This window comes from Staphylothermus marinus F1, assembly GCF_000015945.1.
Taxonomy (GTDB): domain Archaea; phylum Thermoproteota; class Thermoprotei_A; order Sulfolobales; family Desulfurococcaceae; genus Staphylothermus; species Staphylothermus marinus.
The window spans coordinates 977,771-995,577 of record NC_009033.1; the positions used below are offsets into that span (position 1 = coordinate 977,771).

At 33.3% G+C, this 17,807-nt stretch carries 10 protein-coding genes; 8 read left to right on the top strand and 2 right to left on the bottom strand.

Annotation, left to right across the window (positions count from 1 at the left end; translation table 11 throughout):
• Positions 1-8: 8 nt before the first annotated feature.
• On the bottom strand, positions 9-1,868 hold the full coding sequence (locus SMAR_RS05210; protein WP_011839294.1) for an ATP-binding protein: 1,860 nt from the start codon (positions 1,866-1,868) through the stop codon (positions 9-11).
• A 100-nt stretch (positions 1,869-1,968) separates the two neighbouring features.
• On the opposite strand from SMAR_RS05210, the gene SMAR_RS05215 reads away from it, so the two are divergent.
• Positions 1,969-4,773, top strand: a complete 2,805-nt coding sequence (locus SMAR_RS05215) for a DEAD/DEAH box helicase (RefSeq protein WP_011839295.1) — start codon at positions 1,969-1,971, stop codon at positions 4,771-4,773.
• On the opposite strand, the gene SMAR_RS05220 is transcribed toward SMAR_RS05215, so the two are convergent.
• The gene (locus SMAR_RS05220; RefSeq protein ID WP_011839296.1) at positions 4,770-6,740 is read right to left on the bottom strand and encodes a phosphoadenosine phosphosulfate reductase domain-containing protein; all 1,971 of its coding nucleotides are present in this window, start codon (positions 6,738-6,740) and stop codon (positions 4,770-4,772) included. The genes SMAR_RS05215 and SMAR_RS05220 overlap by 4 nt on opposite strands.
• A 255-nt stretch (positions 6,741-6,995) precedes the next feature.
• Here SMAR_RS05220 and SMAR_RS05225 point away from each other — a divergent pair, with 255 nt between their 5' ends.
• The 7 genes from SMAR_RS05225 to SMAR_RS05250 all read left to right on the top strand — a co-directional run bounded on the left by SMAR_RS05225 (position 6,996) and on the right by SMAR_RS05250 (position 17,701).
• Positions 6,996-11,570 carry a hypothetical protein gene (locus tag SMAR_RS05225; protein ID WP_011839297.1) on the top strand — a complete coding sequence of 1,525 codons (4,575 nt, stop codon included), beginning with the start codon at positions 6,996-6,998 and terminating at the stop codon, positions 11,568-11,570.
• Positions 11,571-11,754: 184 nt separating this feature from the next.
• Positions 11,755-12,084 (top strand): hypothetical protein, encoded by a 330-nt coding sequence (locus SMAR_RS05230; protein WP_011839298.1) that lies wholly within the window; start codon positions 11,755-11,757, stop codon positions 12,082-12,084.
• Positions 12,077-14,134 (top strand): hypothetical protein, encoded by a 2,058-nt coding sequence (locus tag SMAR_RS05235; protein ID WP_011839299.1) that lies wholly within the window; start codon positions 12,077-12,079, stop codon positions 14,132-14,134. The genes SMAR_RS05230 and SMAR_RS05235 overlap by 8 nt, the downstream gene beginning before the upstream one ends.
• A 66-nt stretch (positions 14,135-14,200) precedes the next feature.
• Positions 14,201-14,467: a DNA import protein CedA1 gene (cedA1, locus tag SMAR_RS05240; protein ID WP_011839300.1), complete on the top strand. Its 267-nt coding sequence runs from the start codon at positions 14,201-14,203 to the stop codon at positions 14,465-14,467.
• Between the two features lie 42 nt (positions 14,468-14,509).
• Positions 14,510-15,886: a hypothetical protein gene (locus SMAR_RS05245; protein WP_011839301.1), complete on the top strand. Its 1,377-nt coding sequence runs from the start codon at positions 14,510-14,512 to the stop codon at positions 15,884-15,886.
• On the top strand, positions 15,883-16,053 hold the full coding sequence (locus tag SMAR_RS08560) for a hypothetical protein (protein WP_169696941.1): 171 nt from the start codon (positions 15,883-15,885) through the stop codon (positions 16,051-16,053). The genes SMAR_RS05245 and SMAR_RS08560 overlap by 4 nt, the downstream gene beginning before the upstream one ends.
• On the top strand, positions 16,028-17,701 hold the full coding sequence (locus SMAR_RS05250) for an ATP-binding protein (RefSeq protein ID WP_011839302.1): 1,674 nt from the start codon (positions 16,028-16,030) through the stop codon (positions 17,699-17,701). The genes SMAR_RS08560 and SMAR_RS05250 overlap by 26 nt, the downstream gene beginning before the upstream one ends.
• Positions 17,702-17,807: the final 106 nt, after the last annotated feature.

The window sequence follows — 17,807 nt, forward strand, 5'->3', positions numbered from 1 at the left end:
CGAAGATTTCACCCTGCATACATATTTTGTGCAATATCTTCCTCATTGACAATAAATATTTCGTTGAATCCACTAATTGATAGAATATAATTGTAGCTTTTAAGATTTGTTAAAGCCGATTTTGAAGCAATAATTTCATGTTTATCGCATCCACTACATATTACACGGGAGGAATATTCTAGGTTTTTAGGCTCAGAAGTATTGAAAAATATTTTTATAGAAGAATTTTCCACAACAGAATCTGGTACCGCTAGGATCTGTTGTGAAATAATTATTAATCCTAAACCATATTTTCTACTCTCCATTAATAATTTTGACACAATGTTTCTACTCATTCCTCTTCTAAGAAACATATATGCTTCATCAAGCACCATCATTAATTCATTCCTTAACTCACCGATATACATACTATCCAAGATTCTCTGTAGAAGAGCATTCACATATAATGCCTTTACGAAATCGCTACTTAAACCATTCAGAGTCACTATTGTAGGGGTTTTTGTTAGGTCGTGAAAGCTTATATTTGTTGAGCTAAAGACATTATCAGCTAGAATTCGTATATAGGGGTAGATCTTCTTATAGAGTTCATTATTGCTCATTAATCTCTGACAGAACTCTAATAGATCATGCATTGTTGGAGGTTTACTACTCCACGTTTCCGGCTTATCCGGATAAATCCCTTTAAACCTATATACATCCAATATTAGATCAGCAAACAAATGTCTCTGTATCGGGCCTAACTTGAAAAGAGTTGATACAAAACTTGATATCTGGTATGCTTTTTCTTTCGGACCTAAACGTCCAAGTTCTAATGGGTTAATACTAAGTGTTGATGCATCAACTATATTTAATTCAGGAACATATTTTCTAAGAATTTTATATTCATTATGCGGATCTATAATTATAAATGATATCCCGTATTTTTTATAAATTTCGCGGACAATATGCTTTGCAAGCAAAGACTTTCCTGTACCACTTGCACCTGTTATTAAAATATGCCTGTTAGGCAAAGATTTGAGATTTATATATATAGGTTTCTCGGTTACTCTCCAATACCATGTCTTCTTTTTATAGTGATAATGATGTATTTCTTGATACACTTTTCTAGGAATACCATATGTAAGGATCGCTTTTATCTTTCCAAAATATATGTGTTCACTGTTCTGAGTTATTATTTTTGATAATCTATATTCAAATATTTCATATGGTCTCATAATAGATAGAATGTATGCTATAATCGGAACTAATGCTAAATAGCTAAGAGTAGACAATATCCCTAGGGGAACAATATACAAATATTTTCTCATACCCCGTAGCGATAATGTTGATGTTATAATTGCATTAGCGACTATACCAATTTTGCTCATAAGGAGGGATTTCATATATTCATAGGCAAATATGTATAAAAACGGCAAACTAAGTGAAAGAATAGAAAAATATATTGTAATTAAATGTAAAATTGAAACATCAAATGATTTTATAAAATTAGATTCTCGAACGAGATCACGCATTCCCAAAACTTTCGTAGTAATTAGTACAGTTAAAATCAAAGCCAAGATAAGTGAAAACATGTAAACATACAATGCTGTACCTATTCCAGATTCTAGCACATACTTGTTTAACCAATATACAATAGTATAGTTGATTATTCCAAGAATGTTAGAGGAATATAATAAGCTTGAAACGAGAACAAATACTATATTTAATAAAACAACTGTAACACCATTAAAATATGGATCAAATATTAGACCACCTACATTATGACCGCTATGGACAAGAGATAACACATGTATATATAGGAAATTAATTATTAGCCCGACAATAATTCTTATCCAAGCCACATATTTATTGAACATATCATCATCCATATTTTCATAACTTTTATAAAAGATTTTGTTTCGTTATCTATAATAATGCAGCGACTATTAAAAAGGGTTTTATCCCTCTTATTATAAGGGAAAATAAACTATGACTAACCTTGTCAAATGCCTGCAAGAAATAGGATACAAGAAACTTACATCTCTCCAAATAAAAGCATTCAAAGCCATATATAAAGAAAAAAACTCAGTAATAATTGTCGCACCAACAGGTTCCGGTAAAACAGAAGCTGCTCTATTACCTATAATGTATAAAATAAATAAGCACGGATATAAGCCAATATCAGCTATTTATATAACACCATTAAGAGCGCTCAATAGAGATATTAAGAGAAGAATGGAAAAGCTAGCTAAATGCTTCGGGGTTTCAATAAATTTAAGACACGGTGACACACCTTACAAGCTTCGCAAATATATAGAGACAAATCCGCCCCACATTCTTGTTACAACTCCTGAAACATTCAATTATATATTGATAAACGATAAGATGAGAAAATATATTGCTAATCTAAAGTACATCGTTATCGACGAATTCAGAGATTTAATAGAAAGTAAACGTGGTATTTTATTATTAACTAGTATTTATTTATTAGAGCATTATCTTAAACATAAATTTATAAAGATCGCTTTAACGGCGACTTTGAAGAATATTAGGTTAGCAATGGAGATACTGAGTAGCTCTGCTTTGCCCAGTAATATTGATGTATTGATCGATAATACTTTGAAGCCTATTGATGTTAAAGTAGTGGTTCCCGAATGCAAAGATAATGATAATAAATGTAAATTTCTGAGCTCGATTCTAGAAGATAAAGATTTAATTGCTAGAATTCTCAGGATATATGATTTATTTAGGTCTAAGAGGAGCATTCTCGTATTTGTTAATACTAGATCGATAGCTGAAAAGCTTGGTTATTTATTAAAAGTCGTTAATGAAAAATTGGGGGCTAATAATATTCATGTAGAAGTCCATCATGGAAGCTTATCGAGGAATCATAGATTAAAGGTTGAAGAAGACTTTAGAAATGGGCGCTTAAAGGGATTAATTGCGACTTCAAGTATGGAACTAGGTATTGATGTTGGATTTATTGATTATGTTATTCAATATATGTCTCCAAGACAAGTTGTCAGGCTCGTTCAGAGAATTGGTAGAAGTGGTCATAAATTATCTGGGATTTCTCGTGGAGAAATAATTGTTCAAAACAATACTTTACAGATACTAGAATCCCTCGTAATAGCTAGAAGAGCAATTAATGGTGATATAGAAGAGGAGAGAATACCTGTTAAGCCATTAGATGTTCTTGCTTATTCCATCGTATTGTATAGTTTGATAACAGAGGGTATCAACATATATGATCTTTATTCATTGTTAATTATGAATCCCATATATAGAGATCTTGATGTAAAAGAGTTCAATGACTTAATCGAGTATTTGAAATATGCCAGGCTTATCAAGGTAAAAGAAAATATTATCAAGCCAACTTCTAGGTCCAGATTATTCATATATAAAACAACAATGATTCCTTCAACCAAAGACGTTATAATAATAAACGTTGTAGATGATCGTAGAATAGGTGTATTGAACGAGGAATACGTTGTTCTAAATATCTCTGAAGGAGACGTAGTGGTTGTTGGGGGAAAGCCGTGGAAAGTCATAGGATATGATCAACAGAATGCCAAGCTATATGTTGAACCATATAATGTATCAGAGAATATAATAATACCTCACTGGGAGGGCGAAAATATACCGGTTGAATACAAGTTGGCTAGAGAAGTTGGATCACTTATAAGAAGAATTTCCTTAAACATGAAGATCGACGATTATAAAACGCTCTTATTAAACGATAATATAAAGCTTGAAGGCATTAATGATCTTGCTGATGATAAAACTATTATAATTGAGGGAAATATTGAGCTTGGTCTTGTAATAGTTAATATCAATGGGGGTTCAAGGGTTAATAGGTTCATGAGAGATCTATTGAAATCAGTGATTCAATGGAGATATCCGTTTCTAAAAATTAATGCGTACTCTACACCATACGCGGTATTTATTACATTAAATAATAAACAATATGTTAGAGAAGTAGTTAATACGATCGAGCAAGTAATGCATAATATTAATCGGTATCTGACCCGTAAAAGTTTGAAAAGAATAGCGGTTGAACAAGGTACTATGCACTGGAGAATATTTCAGGTAGCACAACGATTTGGAGCATTGGATCCTGAGAAAAATAAAATCACTAAAGCTATGCTCGAGGCCTTTGTAGACACGGTTATAGGATATGAAGCATTAAACGAAGTTTTATGGAAAGATTATGATATTGAATCGATCAAACAGCTAGCCGACTTAGTCATGAATGGTAATGTAAAAATTATCTCTAAAATTACAAGTAAACTAACTAATGGCGGGAGACAATTAATAACATATTATGGTGAAGTAAGAACGGTAATGCCAGCCTCATTGGCTGGTAGGGAGAAATACTTCCAATACATAATGAATAGACGGATGAGCCTAATATGTTTACACTGTGGATACGTGATTACTGATACTGTAAGTAAACTAGTTAATATTAAAAAATGTCCTAAATGCGGATATATGACTTTGGCACCAGTTAAAGGAGATGCTAGAAAAGAAACCATAATTGTTAGAAAGGCTTTAAATAGAACAAAATTACGTGGGGAAGAAAAAACTGTTCTTGAAGATCTTAGGAAACGGGCAATACTCTATTCGCAATTCGGAGAATTAGCTCTAAAGATTCTAGCTTCTAGAGGAATCGGAGTAAGCGAGGCTATACGTGTGATTAATCGTGTGCTTGAAGGCTATGATTTATATAATGAATTGTATGAGAGTGAGAAGAAGTATCTAAGAATTAAAACTTATTTAAAAGATAATGATTAAGCTTCTTCAGGTATTATTCCTGCGATACGAAATGTTTCTATAACTTCCACTCCATGCTTTCTACTAGGTCTCTTCCATATACCCGGATCATTAGTTATCAGAGGCAATACTATTTTTTCAACTAATATCTCTGAGATAGGGCAGACTTCTAAACATATCCTACAACCTATGCATGGCTTCGTGGGTAAAGGCCCATATTTTGTTAGTCGTATTATTTTTAAAGGACACCATAATACGCAGCTTCCACATTTGGCACATCCATATATTCTATATATAATTTTTAAGACATCCGCTAAATCCTCTAAATTTTCAGGTTCTTTATAGGGGCTCACATTAATCTTGTTCTTCTCTATTATAATGTTTGTATTCTTAGTTTCAATTATGATCTTGTCTTTGTCTCTATAAATTTTCTTCTTAAGCATAAGTATGTTGTGTATTAGTTGTTGTTGTACTTCATCGATAATCACATCCTTGTTAAATTCAATTATTAAATGTTCATTAGTGGAGAAGATCTTTAGTGGAGCTAAATTGACAGTGCTATTTAATAATCTAAGTATATATTCTCGTCTCCAATCAATATTGTATCCTGGTATATGTCTTGCCAGCCTATATTTAGCTACTGCTGGAGTTAACCATCTCCATAAACCATATTTTATCCATTCAATTGGTTGATCTAATTTTTTCCTCCAATACTCTAGAACATCAACCCATCTCTGCCATTCTTCTGGGTAATGCTTTTCTATCTCCTTAAATTCTGCGAGTGTACTTGAGGGACAAACATAACAACCCAGTCTTTCAAACCCCATATCATATAGTTTATTGTATGGAAGCTTATACTTAGTTATATAGAGCCATTCAACTAGTTGGTTCCATTCTTGAATAGGTGATGCACTCAATAAATGTGGTACCCACCTATTCCTCCAAACACTAGGGCTTCTAGCACGATCTATTGATTCATATGCTCTCTGACCAACAATATTTAATGCGCCATTACCCCACTTAGCCTTAGTTACTCGAGCAATTGGCACAAGCTTTGTTATCTTACAGCACCAACGATAATCTTTTCCAGGAGGACCAAAGATCCAAACTGCTTTCCAAAATGCATCGCCTGCAGATGCCTTAACTAATTTAAGGCCGTAATGTTTTGAAACATATTCAACGTTCTTAATGGTTTCCGGTAATTCCAATCCAGTATCATTAAATAACAATTCTGCGTCTCCAAGCGCTTCAAGCGTTAAATTCAAAGCTGTTAAACTATCTTTTCCTCCCGAATACGATACAACAACTGGTAGTTTGTTCTTCTCATAGAGTTTTCTGAGGAACTTGATAGCTTTTTCTTTATAGAATTCTATGCCGTATTCATTATGTTTTAGCACAGTCTCCAGATCTGATTTCTTCATACTAGTTTCTACTGGTAATCGTTTTTCCTTAAATGTTTTTATAACGATTATTCTATCTCCTATATTTTCGCCAATACCTATTATTTCATCTTTCTCGTTAATAATCACTACCTGACGTGAACTAGTAGAAGACTTATCAATATATGATCCTCTAAAGACTCTTTTATTGGTTTTAACAATATCTACAAGGCCGTCTCTAACAGCAATGTATGCACCCGTATAGTTTAGCCTAAACCTCCATCTTTCACGGAACGGATCATAATATAATTGTCCAAGCACATTCCCAGAGGCAATTGTTTCCCACATTTGATCCCAATGGGGAACTTTATTAAGTAATGTAAAACAGTTCTTGAAGAATATATTGTAGATTTTCTCATCACCAAACTCGTATTTTATGGCACTCATCAGTCTTTCATGATCAATTCGAAACGCTGGTCTAGCATCGCCAGGTTCTGTGAGTTTTAATACATAGAATAAATCCTCCTGTCCTGGTAGAGGCTTAATTACTGGTATATTATATTCCGGATCCCAGTAGATCCTTGTCTTTTTAGGCCATATCTTCCTCATCACGATATCTCCATTGGCTTAGTTTGTTTTAATCTTTATTTTTATTCTATCATATATGTGTAGGTCTTATGTTTGCTTAGCACTCTTATAATGATTGTTTATTTTGTAATTATCTAGATTTAGACAATAGTCTACATCATAATCAGTTCAATGCATGGTTTTGTTCGCAATCATTTTAGACAAAGTGAGAAAGCTTAAATACTAACTAAGGAGAAATAAAATATACTAGTATAGATTATTTTAAGGGTGTACGGTATGAATCGCGTACTTGCATATTCATTATTAGCAATAATGACCTTATCACTACTTATAATACCAGCTCCAGGAATAGCTCAGAGAATAACTGTAGGAGTATCAGTAAAGGCTGGCACTTACAACTTCTACAATATAACACCAACTACTCAAACTGTCGAAGTAACCGATAATGGTATGTTGAGAGTGATAATTAATAGGACAGAAGCAACTGAGCTTGGAACTACTATAAGATTAGCATTCATACTTGATACAGATAAATATGATCCCAATGTTGGAGGATACTTCTTGAATGTATCAAATATAGGTGTATATGCACCATCTGACCCCACACAGAGCCCCTATGGTGGAGTCATTGATATAACCCAGAACAGCACGTTAACTGATGGAACACAAGTAGTAGGTAATGTAACTGTAGTTAATGGAGGCAACAATGTAATAATATTAATTGATCTATCAAAACTGCCTGATTTACAAAATGTTGTCTATATAACAAATGTCTATACCGAAACCTCTACAACAGCTAATTTAACAAATACCCTTCTAAGAGTGAAAGCATTCGATGCGGCTTCATGGGACGCTGTAATTTCTGGTAATCAATTCAAAATATTATATATACCATCTCTATGCAAATATGTAAAAATCAACGTAATACATTCTCCTGCAATAGTAGGCACAAATGTAGATGTTATAGTATCATTCCATAAATACTTCTCACTTGTACAGAGCATAGCTGGTGTGTCACTAGATATAACAGTAGATAACAAGACCCAGCTCAACATGACAAACTACTATAATGCTACTGAAAACTATGTTTTAGCAACATTTATCAACGGCAACCTAACAGTTGGCGGCTCAGAAGTATTCTCCTCACCGACTGTAACGGTAATAAATGCTTCAACCTTCAAATATTCAGGCCAAGTCAAAGACTATGCCCCTACAGTTGCAGATACTGCAACTCCATGGGTGAGAACATTATACAAGTTCGAGGTAGAATTTAGGCATGAAATAGTTAATGAAACACATGATCTAATATTCTATATTCATTGTGACTCTGACACTGTATCGTATGATACTTGGCCGTTCTTAATAGTTAATGCTTCACTAGATATAACTACTACTGAGGTTGCTTTCAACTCGACAACGATTAACCCCGGTGATATAGTTAACTTTACAGCTCACAACGTACCTCTTCAATACCTAACAGCTACAAACTATGGTGTCTTACGCTTCCAACTAATTAATCCAGCACTTGTAGTGTATGTACCAGTATCTAATATGACACTATCCGCCAATACCACTACTGGAATAATCAATGGAAGCTTTGTGTTGCCAGATGCACCATATGGTGGTTTAGACTACCTAACCTACCTAGTATTCAATGATGGTAAGTTCATAGCTAACGGTTACATAACGGTTTCACCATGTATAGAAACATATGTATTAACAAATACCTCAGCATATGCGGAGGATGCTGGTAGCTCGTACATCGGCAGATTTGTACCAGGTTATACTTCTGCTCCTGGAGACTATATAGTGATTAAAGGTTATGGTTTTGCATTATCAAACCTAACAGGATTCACTGTTAGTATTAACAATACTGATGTAATAATTCTTAATGCTACCTACAATGCTTCAACAGGTAAAATAATAATCCTCGCTAAACTCCTTGACACCAATGGAACACCAATACCTGTAGGTGCAGGATTTATAAGAGTAGGCCAGAACGGTACAACAAACATCGCGTATGCACCATTCAATGTAACAAGAAATAGTGGATTAGAGAAAGTATTGTTCAATCCTAGATGGTTCTATAATGGTACATATTATATAGAGCATGATAAGCTCGGAGACCCATACCTATACTTCCCAGTAGATTATCCATTAGTGAACAATACGTTTACAACGGCAATGTGGCCATTCAATACAACGATTGAGGTTATAGGATGGCCTACAAACACATTCACGCTGAAAGCGTTCAATAAGGAATTTAACCTATCATTTAACCTGCTAACTCTAAGCTTAACAAATGGATACAATATGACCAATCTCTACAACTTAACAATACCATTCCTACCATACGGCAACTATACATTATTAGAAGGAACTCTGCTAAGCGTTAATAATAGGACAGTATTCACAGTCCACATGGGCATCAATGTAGACTTAGATTCATGTAGAAATGGAACTCTAAGCATAACAGTTGTTGGAGCAGCACCAAACACTGAGTACAACTTCACCTTCGGATACCAAGTACACGAGCTAAACTATGGTATAACTAGATACATATCGCCACAGTGGAATGGAACATGGAATATATCACTAGTAACCGACATATATGGTACAGGTTCAACAAGTGTTCCATTAATAACTCTCTATCCAACAAGCTATGTGATAAATGCTACATGGGACGTTATAACATGGCTTAGACTAAACGGATCAGGCACGCTAGACTTGTTATTCTCTGTAGATGTATCATATAATGGATTTACCGATAACTTAACAACACCCATAACCTACGTGTTTGGACCAAGCGATACTACACCGGGATCATTCAACATATACGTAAATACTACCTATAATGTATCAGTGGTAAGAGTGGCTGTAGACTACTTACCGAGAACAAATGTAGTTATATCAGTTCCGGAAACAGTACTACCAGGCGACACAATAACTGTCCAGATATTCCCGCACCACAATGAGGTATGGGGATTCATAGAACCCACCGCGTTATTTGATGAGAACCAGTTATTAGGTTGGTATCTAACAGTAAGACTAGTTGATCCATTATCAAATACTGTAGTGGAGAGAGTAGCGGGATACTATGCTGGCAACCTAATAGTTGAAGATGTAGATGGTGATGGAGACAATGAAGTATGGTTCGTTGTAAACTTGACAGCTCCACTAGTATTGGGTGTTGATAAGACTTATCGTGTAGATGTAGAGTTATTCCTAGCAGTTCTCAACCCATCCTCAAACATAACCGGTGTAACCGCTGTAGATAATGAATGCTATGTACAATTAGACCTCAACGGAACTATTTATTGGAACGGACTTGGCTCCGGAATAATGCTTGGCGGCGACGGACAAATAGTGACAGTGCTAGGAGTACTGGAAGGCAAACTAGACACAATCAAAGATGGTATTGCTGAGATAAATGCAACAGTTAACGATATCAATACATATCTAAAAGTAAATGTTACAGATCTGTTAAAAACGATTAACAACTCAGTTGTCATGATCAAAAACGATACTGCAACACTAATTATAGGACAAGCAGAGATTAAAGCAAAACTAGATGACTTATTAAATCTAACATCACAAGTCAACGATACCGTAACAATGATACTAGCCTGCTGCAATAATGCAAGCAAGGTCTTAAATAGAATGGAGGGAACACTAAACTCTACATACACAGTTGTCTTAAACGTGAAAAGCGATCTATCGACATTAATTGATACCGTAAACAATGTGGTTATACCGAAGTTTAATGAACTATATGATAATGTAACCGTTGAAATAAACGCTTCCAGAGACTTAATAATCCAGAAGATATCCAGCGTTAATGATTCATTAACAACAATTATTAGTGCCGGATTTAATGATGTAGAAGCAATGATAAGCAACTTAAACACTACACTATTAAATAGAATAGACGAACTAGAAGGAACACTACTATTCTACATGACTGCCAACGAGCAGAGATTAGAAGGCATAATCAATGAAACAGCTGATGATATAGTTTATAGATTAACAGTAATCATTGACGACAGATATGAATCACTCAAGAATCTTATAACGCTTCGTGCTGATAGGCTTGAAATGATCATCAACGATAATGTATCAACTATATTGGCTAGTATTGGAAACGTTAACCTAACAGTATTCAACAAACTCAACGATTTAGAGATAGAGCTTGGAGACGTTAATGCAACAATTAATGCTGGCATATTCCAGATTCAAACAAACTTAGAAAACGCTAAACAATTAATATTAGATACATTAACATCTAGCAAGGTAGAAATACTAAATGCCATATCAAGTAACGCTTCTGCAATCAGCTCAGAGATCACCAATGCTGTTAACCAGTTAAGCACCTTAGTGTTACAAGTAAACGATACATTAACATTAAAGATCACCGGTGAAGCAGACAACATATTAAACTTCTTATCAAGCCTTGAAGGATCAATGAACACTGGATTTAACAATGTTACATCTACATTATCAGCTGTTGAGAACAATATATTAGGTAAAATAACTGATACAAGCAACTTATTATCCAGCAAGATCGATAATACATTGTCTACGTTGCAAGACCTAATAACAAGCACAAGCAACGACTTAAAGAACTCAATAAGTTCAGCAAAGAACGACATCGTTTCATCACTATCCAGCAAAGTAGATAGTTCAACACAGACCTTATCCACCAAACTAGACGATCTGAAGAGTGCGCAGGAAAGCAACACTAACTCGATCAATAACAACATAATGTTATTCGGAGCAGCATCATTGATCCTATTAATTGTAACAATTGGTCTGGTAGGATACAGTTTAATTGCGAGAAGAAGAGTAGGGTAACTATAACGTAGTCAATGTGCTATATTAACCAATTTATTTTTTAACATTCTGAACATTTTATCCGGCTTTAATCCTACTCGTTAAATTCTATATATACTTTGGGAGAGATAGGTGAAACTATTCTTATTAGTTCTTTTAAAAACCCATATCTTTGAAACACTATATTTCCTCTTGGTGAACAATATTGAGGGTTATTTCAAATTATATATCCATAGCATTATTACTGATTATTTCTCTAGCTTTAACTTTTAGATTCCTAAATATAATATTGAATGAATCAACAATCTTAACAAACAATATTGGTAACAATTTTCTATACGTAAATGGAGCGATTAACACTTTAATCGTTAACGATACGAAAATATTATTGATCAATAGAACTGTAACAGGCAAAATATTATTTATAGAAGGAAACTATACAACCCTATATAATGCTAGTGATCTATTATTAATTAAGACTTCTCCTTACGAGAAAATAATAATAGTTACTGAAGGGGATATTTACATTGGCTAAAGCATTATCTGAATACCCAGTTTTCCTATTAGTGATCGCTTCGTTACTAGCTATAGTTCTCTTATCAACACATATTATGAACCAAATACTTACACAATACAACTATACTTTATCAAACAACCAAGAAACAATCCCAGATAAGATCAGATACTCGTTTATTAATGGTTCAATATACTTTACAGACATAAATAACTATGATTATATAATCGAGCTTCTAGCACAAAATAAAACATATAGAGTTTTAAGGCTTGACAGGATCAATAATTCGCTCTATGGACCACTAGTAATACCATCTAATTACACCTACATAGCTCTAATAGGAGTAAACAATGGTGTGACTAGGTTATTGGATGTTCTTTTCAAGGCTAAACCTGTTAAAGAATTAAACTTTAGTGTAGAAAAAATTATGCCTCCAACAATTACTATATCGCCCAATGGATCAGTCAGCTACATAGAAGCTATGAAGGGGCCTTACACATATTATGAATTAGAACCAATTATATTAAAGAGAACAATAACAATGTTGAAGGGGAAGACATATAATATAACATATGATTACATCATGGTAAATAATAATGTTTCAGATTCAATTGTTATGGATAGTAGATTTGTCGATCCTGATCTATTAGATCAAGTTTTAAATAATGCTATAAATACTTATGGAAACATTACACAAGATAGATATTATACTCTAAGAATATACCTTAACAAATACTATGTTTATTCTTCTCTTAATAATTGGATTTTCGATTATTCTTATCAGCCTGAAATAGTAATTAATAAACAAGATAAAATAGCAGATATATCTATAGATGAACCCTATAGCTTAGTTAATGTTTCTCTTAATCACGTAATTAAATATATACAAATAAATGATTTAGCCGGTAACCGATATAATGGAAAACTCACTGTAGACTATTATATTGTATTCAGTAATTCTACTTGGCAAGAAAAATATTTTATTAAGAGATATTCGGGCTATACTACTGTGCAGAATCAACAAATTAGCTTAAATCATAAAGTATATTTAAATTATACAGGAACTTATTCTATATACATATTAGTAAAATATACTATAAGGCTATCTTCCGTATTTACCTACCCGGTTTATGTAACAATATCTTATTCACTAGAGGGTAACCATGGGAATAATATAGCTATAATTACTTATCTGGTAGACAAATTATTTATTAAAACAGATAATCGTAGATACTTAATTCTCCCATTTGATAATAATACAATGACAAGATTAAGCATTAATACATGGTTGGGTTCAGACTATTATAAATTATCTATAAACGGATCAGCATCGATGAATACACATATATTGAACATATCGTACTTGTCGCGTTTCACCACTTATGTATTAACAATAATAAGAGCACATCCTTCCATCATGATAGATAGTTTACCAGGTATAATTGTTTCTCCAATGGAAAGCACAATCTATTATACAATAAATAACACAAAAACTAATACAATAACTGGAATATATACTAATAAATCATCGATCAAAGTTCAAGCCATATATTTACCAGTCATCAAGATAGGAGATACTTTATTATCAAATATAACAAGTGTTGTCTACGTATACTTGAATAGTACTAATACAGTTATATACGCTAATAATACAATAATAGAATTGAACTCGACTAGTGACTACTTCTTTTATGGTTTTATCGTAGTAGATAAGATATCTTATGAAAAACCATTGATTCTCATAGATTTTAGACAATTAAATTCTTTGTTAAAAACAATATTAGTAAATATATCGTTCATAGATAATACAACTGTACAGTTCAATACAAGTGATCCATATGATGCATTCATAATTAGTAATAAACCGTTAAAACAAATTACTGTATATATGTTCTTCTACAACAAAAATATTACAGCTATTTATTCTGTTGTAAAACATGGTTTCATAGGATTAATTGATGAAAACAATATTGTCCATAAAGTATTATATGCTAGCAGATTACATCTCGTCAATAATCATTATTTCCTCGTAAAAGCTGAGAATTATGGAGTTGTTGTAGAATATAAATAATAAACAATACTTTCACAATACTCACCAATACTTAAACGGGTTCTTCACATTAAAGGGTGAAGTATTTTGACAGACATTATAGGATTTATCCAAGACATAATAGTGAACATAACTATTGTTGCTTGGATAGTTTTCTTCCTAACATGGGTTATAGGTTGGGCTATAAAAGGAGCCCCCATCCCATTTATGAGGGTTAAGAAGACAGGGGAGAGACTAATAGAGGACGCAGTATGGGCAGCTTTCTGGCTGGCTATGGGAACAACGGTATTTGCATTAATAGCCTATATTGCGAATACATTTTATCAACCCTTACCAGAGCCGCCGACTATTTAGCTAAATAGAGAACTTAATGTAGAACATTAAAGGGGTTATTTCATGGAACTACTAGTGATAGCGTTTTACTTATCTGTCCTATCCTATTACATAGGAGTTCTCATATACATGTTACCTCTACCATTTTATGGCTTAAAGAAATGGGCTCCGCAACTAATGGTTGATGGTGTATTCTCAGCTATTCTAGTATTCTCATATACTTTCATTTTATGGCTAATAGATTACCTTGGAGAAGCTCTGGGGTCGGATTGGAACAGCTATTATTCATGGTTTATAAACGAGATAAACATTATAGCTACAACTATTCTCATGCTGAAACTTATAGGTATCGGGCTATCCAGTATTGGTTTAGGATTTATTGCTAACTCTATGATTTCACCTCTTGTCTCAAGTTTAACTTATCTATTAATGTTTCTAGTTACGACATCAATACTAATAACCGCACTAGTAACATTAGCTCCAACAATATTATCCCTAGGAATACTATTACATTCAGTTCCTTTTAGAATAACTAGGAGCAGTGGAGCTATGCTTATCTCGTTAGTAATAGTATTCAGTATAGGAACACCGTTAATGCCTAACTTTATAGATACAATTTCTCCACCAACTATTCTAGGAGTTAGTAGTGAAGGATTTGTTTTTGCAGAAATACATGTTTATGGACACAACAATGTTGGTGTTTCTTATTGTTTATATGAAATATATAGTTTAGACGATAAGCTCCTAGCTAGGTATAGATCTGATCCTGACGGATTAATTAATGCATCAACTGTTGAAACAGGCATACCATATAGTGTGCAGAAAATTAAAATAGATGTTGCAGGTTATCATTATGAAACCATAATTGATCCTAGAGAATATTCTTCAAGAGGGGGAATAGTCAATATCACGATTACAATTAATAATCTATTAGTAATTAAACCTCTGAGATACATAGTATTAATGAATTATAATAACTTCAGCCTCCTCTACATAGATGATTCACTAACAATTCTCAATATTAATGCTACAGAAAATACATCGATAATAATTATTGGTTTAGGAAGTGACAGCTTCTCTGTATCAGTAGATAATGTTCAAATAGAGCCTATCACTACATATTCTTATGAATGGGGCGGAATAGAGTTTCAAGCTGAAAAATATAGTTTATCCAGCGGAAACCACTCAGTAGTGATTACATACACTTTATCCGGAACAGGTGAACCATTATTCGATGAAATATATTATGGAAGAAATACTTTAGGTATAGGAATGAACGATCTAACTAACCTGGTTTACCCAATAACGATATTAATCTATAAACTATTCTTGGGACCAGTAATTTATTTATCAATTCTATTTTCAGCATCCCTAGCACTAGCTAAACTATTAGGTGGCTCATCTTCACGAATAGCCCGTATCGTGGTGACCGGGTTATGAGTATAGCAGAGAAAATAATTTGGATAATGATAGTTTTATTCCCAATACTTATTGTAATGTTGCTTGGTTCCCGCATTATAGGTGTTATATTATTATTGACTGTACCAATAATCGTTCTAAGAACTATTCTATGGTGGTATAATGAAAAAAATAGCAAAAATATTTGAAAAAATAATAGGTGGAAAAGTAGAGTACAAAATAGATCCTCCAGACCTAATAGTATTAATGCGGGGAAGAGTAAATCTTATTAGATATCTTATAGCCGAAGAAGTTGATTATGGTATTAAAGAATTAAGTCCCGATAAAATGTTAATAATGATAAATATGTTTTCCGAACTATTAGATGTATTACCTCCTTATTCAGAAGCTAAGATCATTAAAAGAAGAATGAGTATTGAAAAGCTTCTCAGAAAGATCAGCAATGAAATGATGAACCTACGTGCAACATTGGATATAGTAGAAGAACCACATATTAAGAGACGAGCAGAAGTTAAACTGAAAATCTTAGAAGCACTCTACGAAAATATCGTTAGAAGTAAACCGATTACTCGTGTTAACTTAGTCATTAAAATACGTGTTACCTCGAATAATATAAGCAATGCTAAACATTTAGCGGATGTTTACTCTAGTAAGACAATAGGAATAATGCAAAATTACTTTGGAATTAAGATGAGAATGGTTAATCGAAGAAAGGAATTAATGGATATCCTGAAAAACGAACTAGGATTGTCCATTGAGACCAATATTAAATCAATAATAGTAGATAGCGAAAGATTATCAACAATGATGCCTTTACCCAAAAATAAAAAGCCTACAATGGAGAAAGAGGATGGTTTACCTATAGGAATAGATATTGAGACTGGATGGCCGGTAATAATACCTTATAAGTCATTTGATAAACACATTCTAATATTAGGCCCAACAGGTCGTGGTAAAACAACTCTTCTCGCATCAATGATCGAGGGTATAACTAGTTTGTCAAATATTCTAGTTTTCGCTATTGATTTTAAAGGAGACTTAGCAAATATGGTTTATAGTGAAAACGTAGTGCATCTAACTCCTGACGATTACCCGATCAATATTCTTGTTATACCAAGCTTTTTCCAAGTTATTGATTGGTATTTAGCTGTTAGTGATGTATTATCTAATGTTATAGGCGTTGATAAAGAGAATTTTATTAGAGTAATGAATAAGTTTGCAAACAATCATCAAGCAATAGATGGAAAAGACATATTATTTGATAAAGATTTATCATTATTATCTCCTTTAATAGAACTTATTACAAGTAAGCCTAAATATGAAGCATTAATGAAACATCTGAATAATCACATAGTTTTCGATCTAGGAAAATATGGAACAGCTTTCCAAAATGCTTATGGTGGAATTCTTATGTACATATATAAAAAACTAGCCTTCTCAACAAAGATGATCAGTAAACCTAAACTTTTAATTGTAGATGAAGCTTGGAGAATAAGTCGTCTAAATGGTCTCGAAGAACTTGTTAAGGAGGGCCGTAGTAAGCATTTAGGAGTCGTTCTAGCAACTCAGAATCCTAGAGATATACCAAGAGAAATAATGGAAAATACTCATTTACTCATAATGTTTGGTTCGAGAAACGAGGATTACTTGAGAGATGCAGAGAGATTTCTAGGATTGCCTCGAGAAATTGTTAAAAAGCTTGCTTATCTTGGTGTGGGCGAAGCACTTCTTCTAAACGCTCTAGATCCTCATCCGGTTATTCTACGTGTTAGAACACCAACATTTATGAGAGAAAAATATAAACATATTATAAGCGATGATGAAAGGCGGGCTTAATCGATACTGGGATGAGATATGCGGTCGTATCTGAGCATGATCAAGCTCTAATTTTAAATAGAAAATACTGGGAACGATTTTATCCCGAAAATCTAATAATACTGGA

Bases quoted from the DNA above. Each gene is read 5' to 3' on its own strand.
- SMAR_RS05245 (WP_011839301.1), top strand. From the start codon at position 14,510: ATGGAACTACTAGTGATAGCGTTTTACTTATCTGTCCTATCCTATTAC.
- SMAR_RS05250 (WP_011839302.1), top strand. From the start codon at position 16,028: ATGAAAAAAATAGCAAAAATATTTGAAAAAATAATAGGTGGAAAAGTA.
- SMAR_RS08560 (WP_169696941.1), top strand. From the start codon at position 15,883: ATGAGTATAGCAGAGAAAATAATTTGGATAATGATAGTTTTATTCCCA.
- SMAR_RS05210 (WP_011839294.1), bottom strand. From the start codon at position 1,868: ATGGATGATGATATGTTCAATAAATATGTGGCTTGGATAAGAATTATT.
- SMAR_RS05220 (WP_011839296.1), bottom strand. From the start codon at position 6,740: ATGAGGAAGATATGGCCTAAAAAGACAAGGATCTACTGGGATCCGGAA.
- SMAR_RS05225 (WP_011839297.1), top strand. From the start codon at position 6,996: ATGAATCGCGTACTTGCATATTCATTATTAGCAATAATGACCTTATCA.
- SMAR_RS05215 (WP_011839295.1), top strand. From the start codon at position 1,969: ATGACTAACCTTGTCAAATGCCTGCAAGAAATAGGATACAAGAAACTT.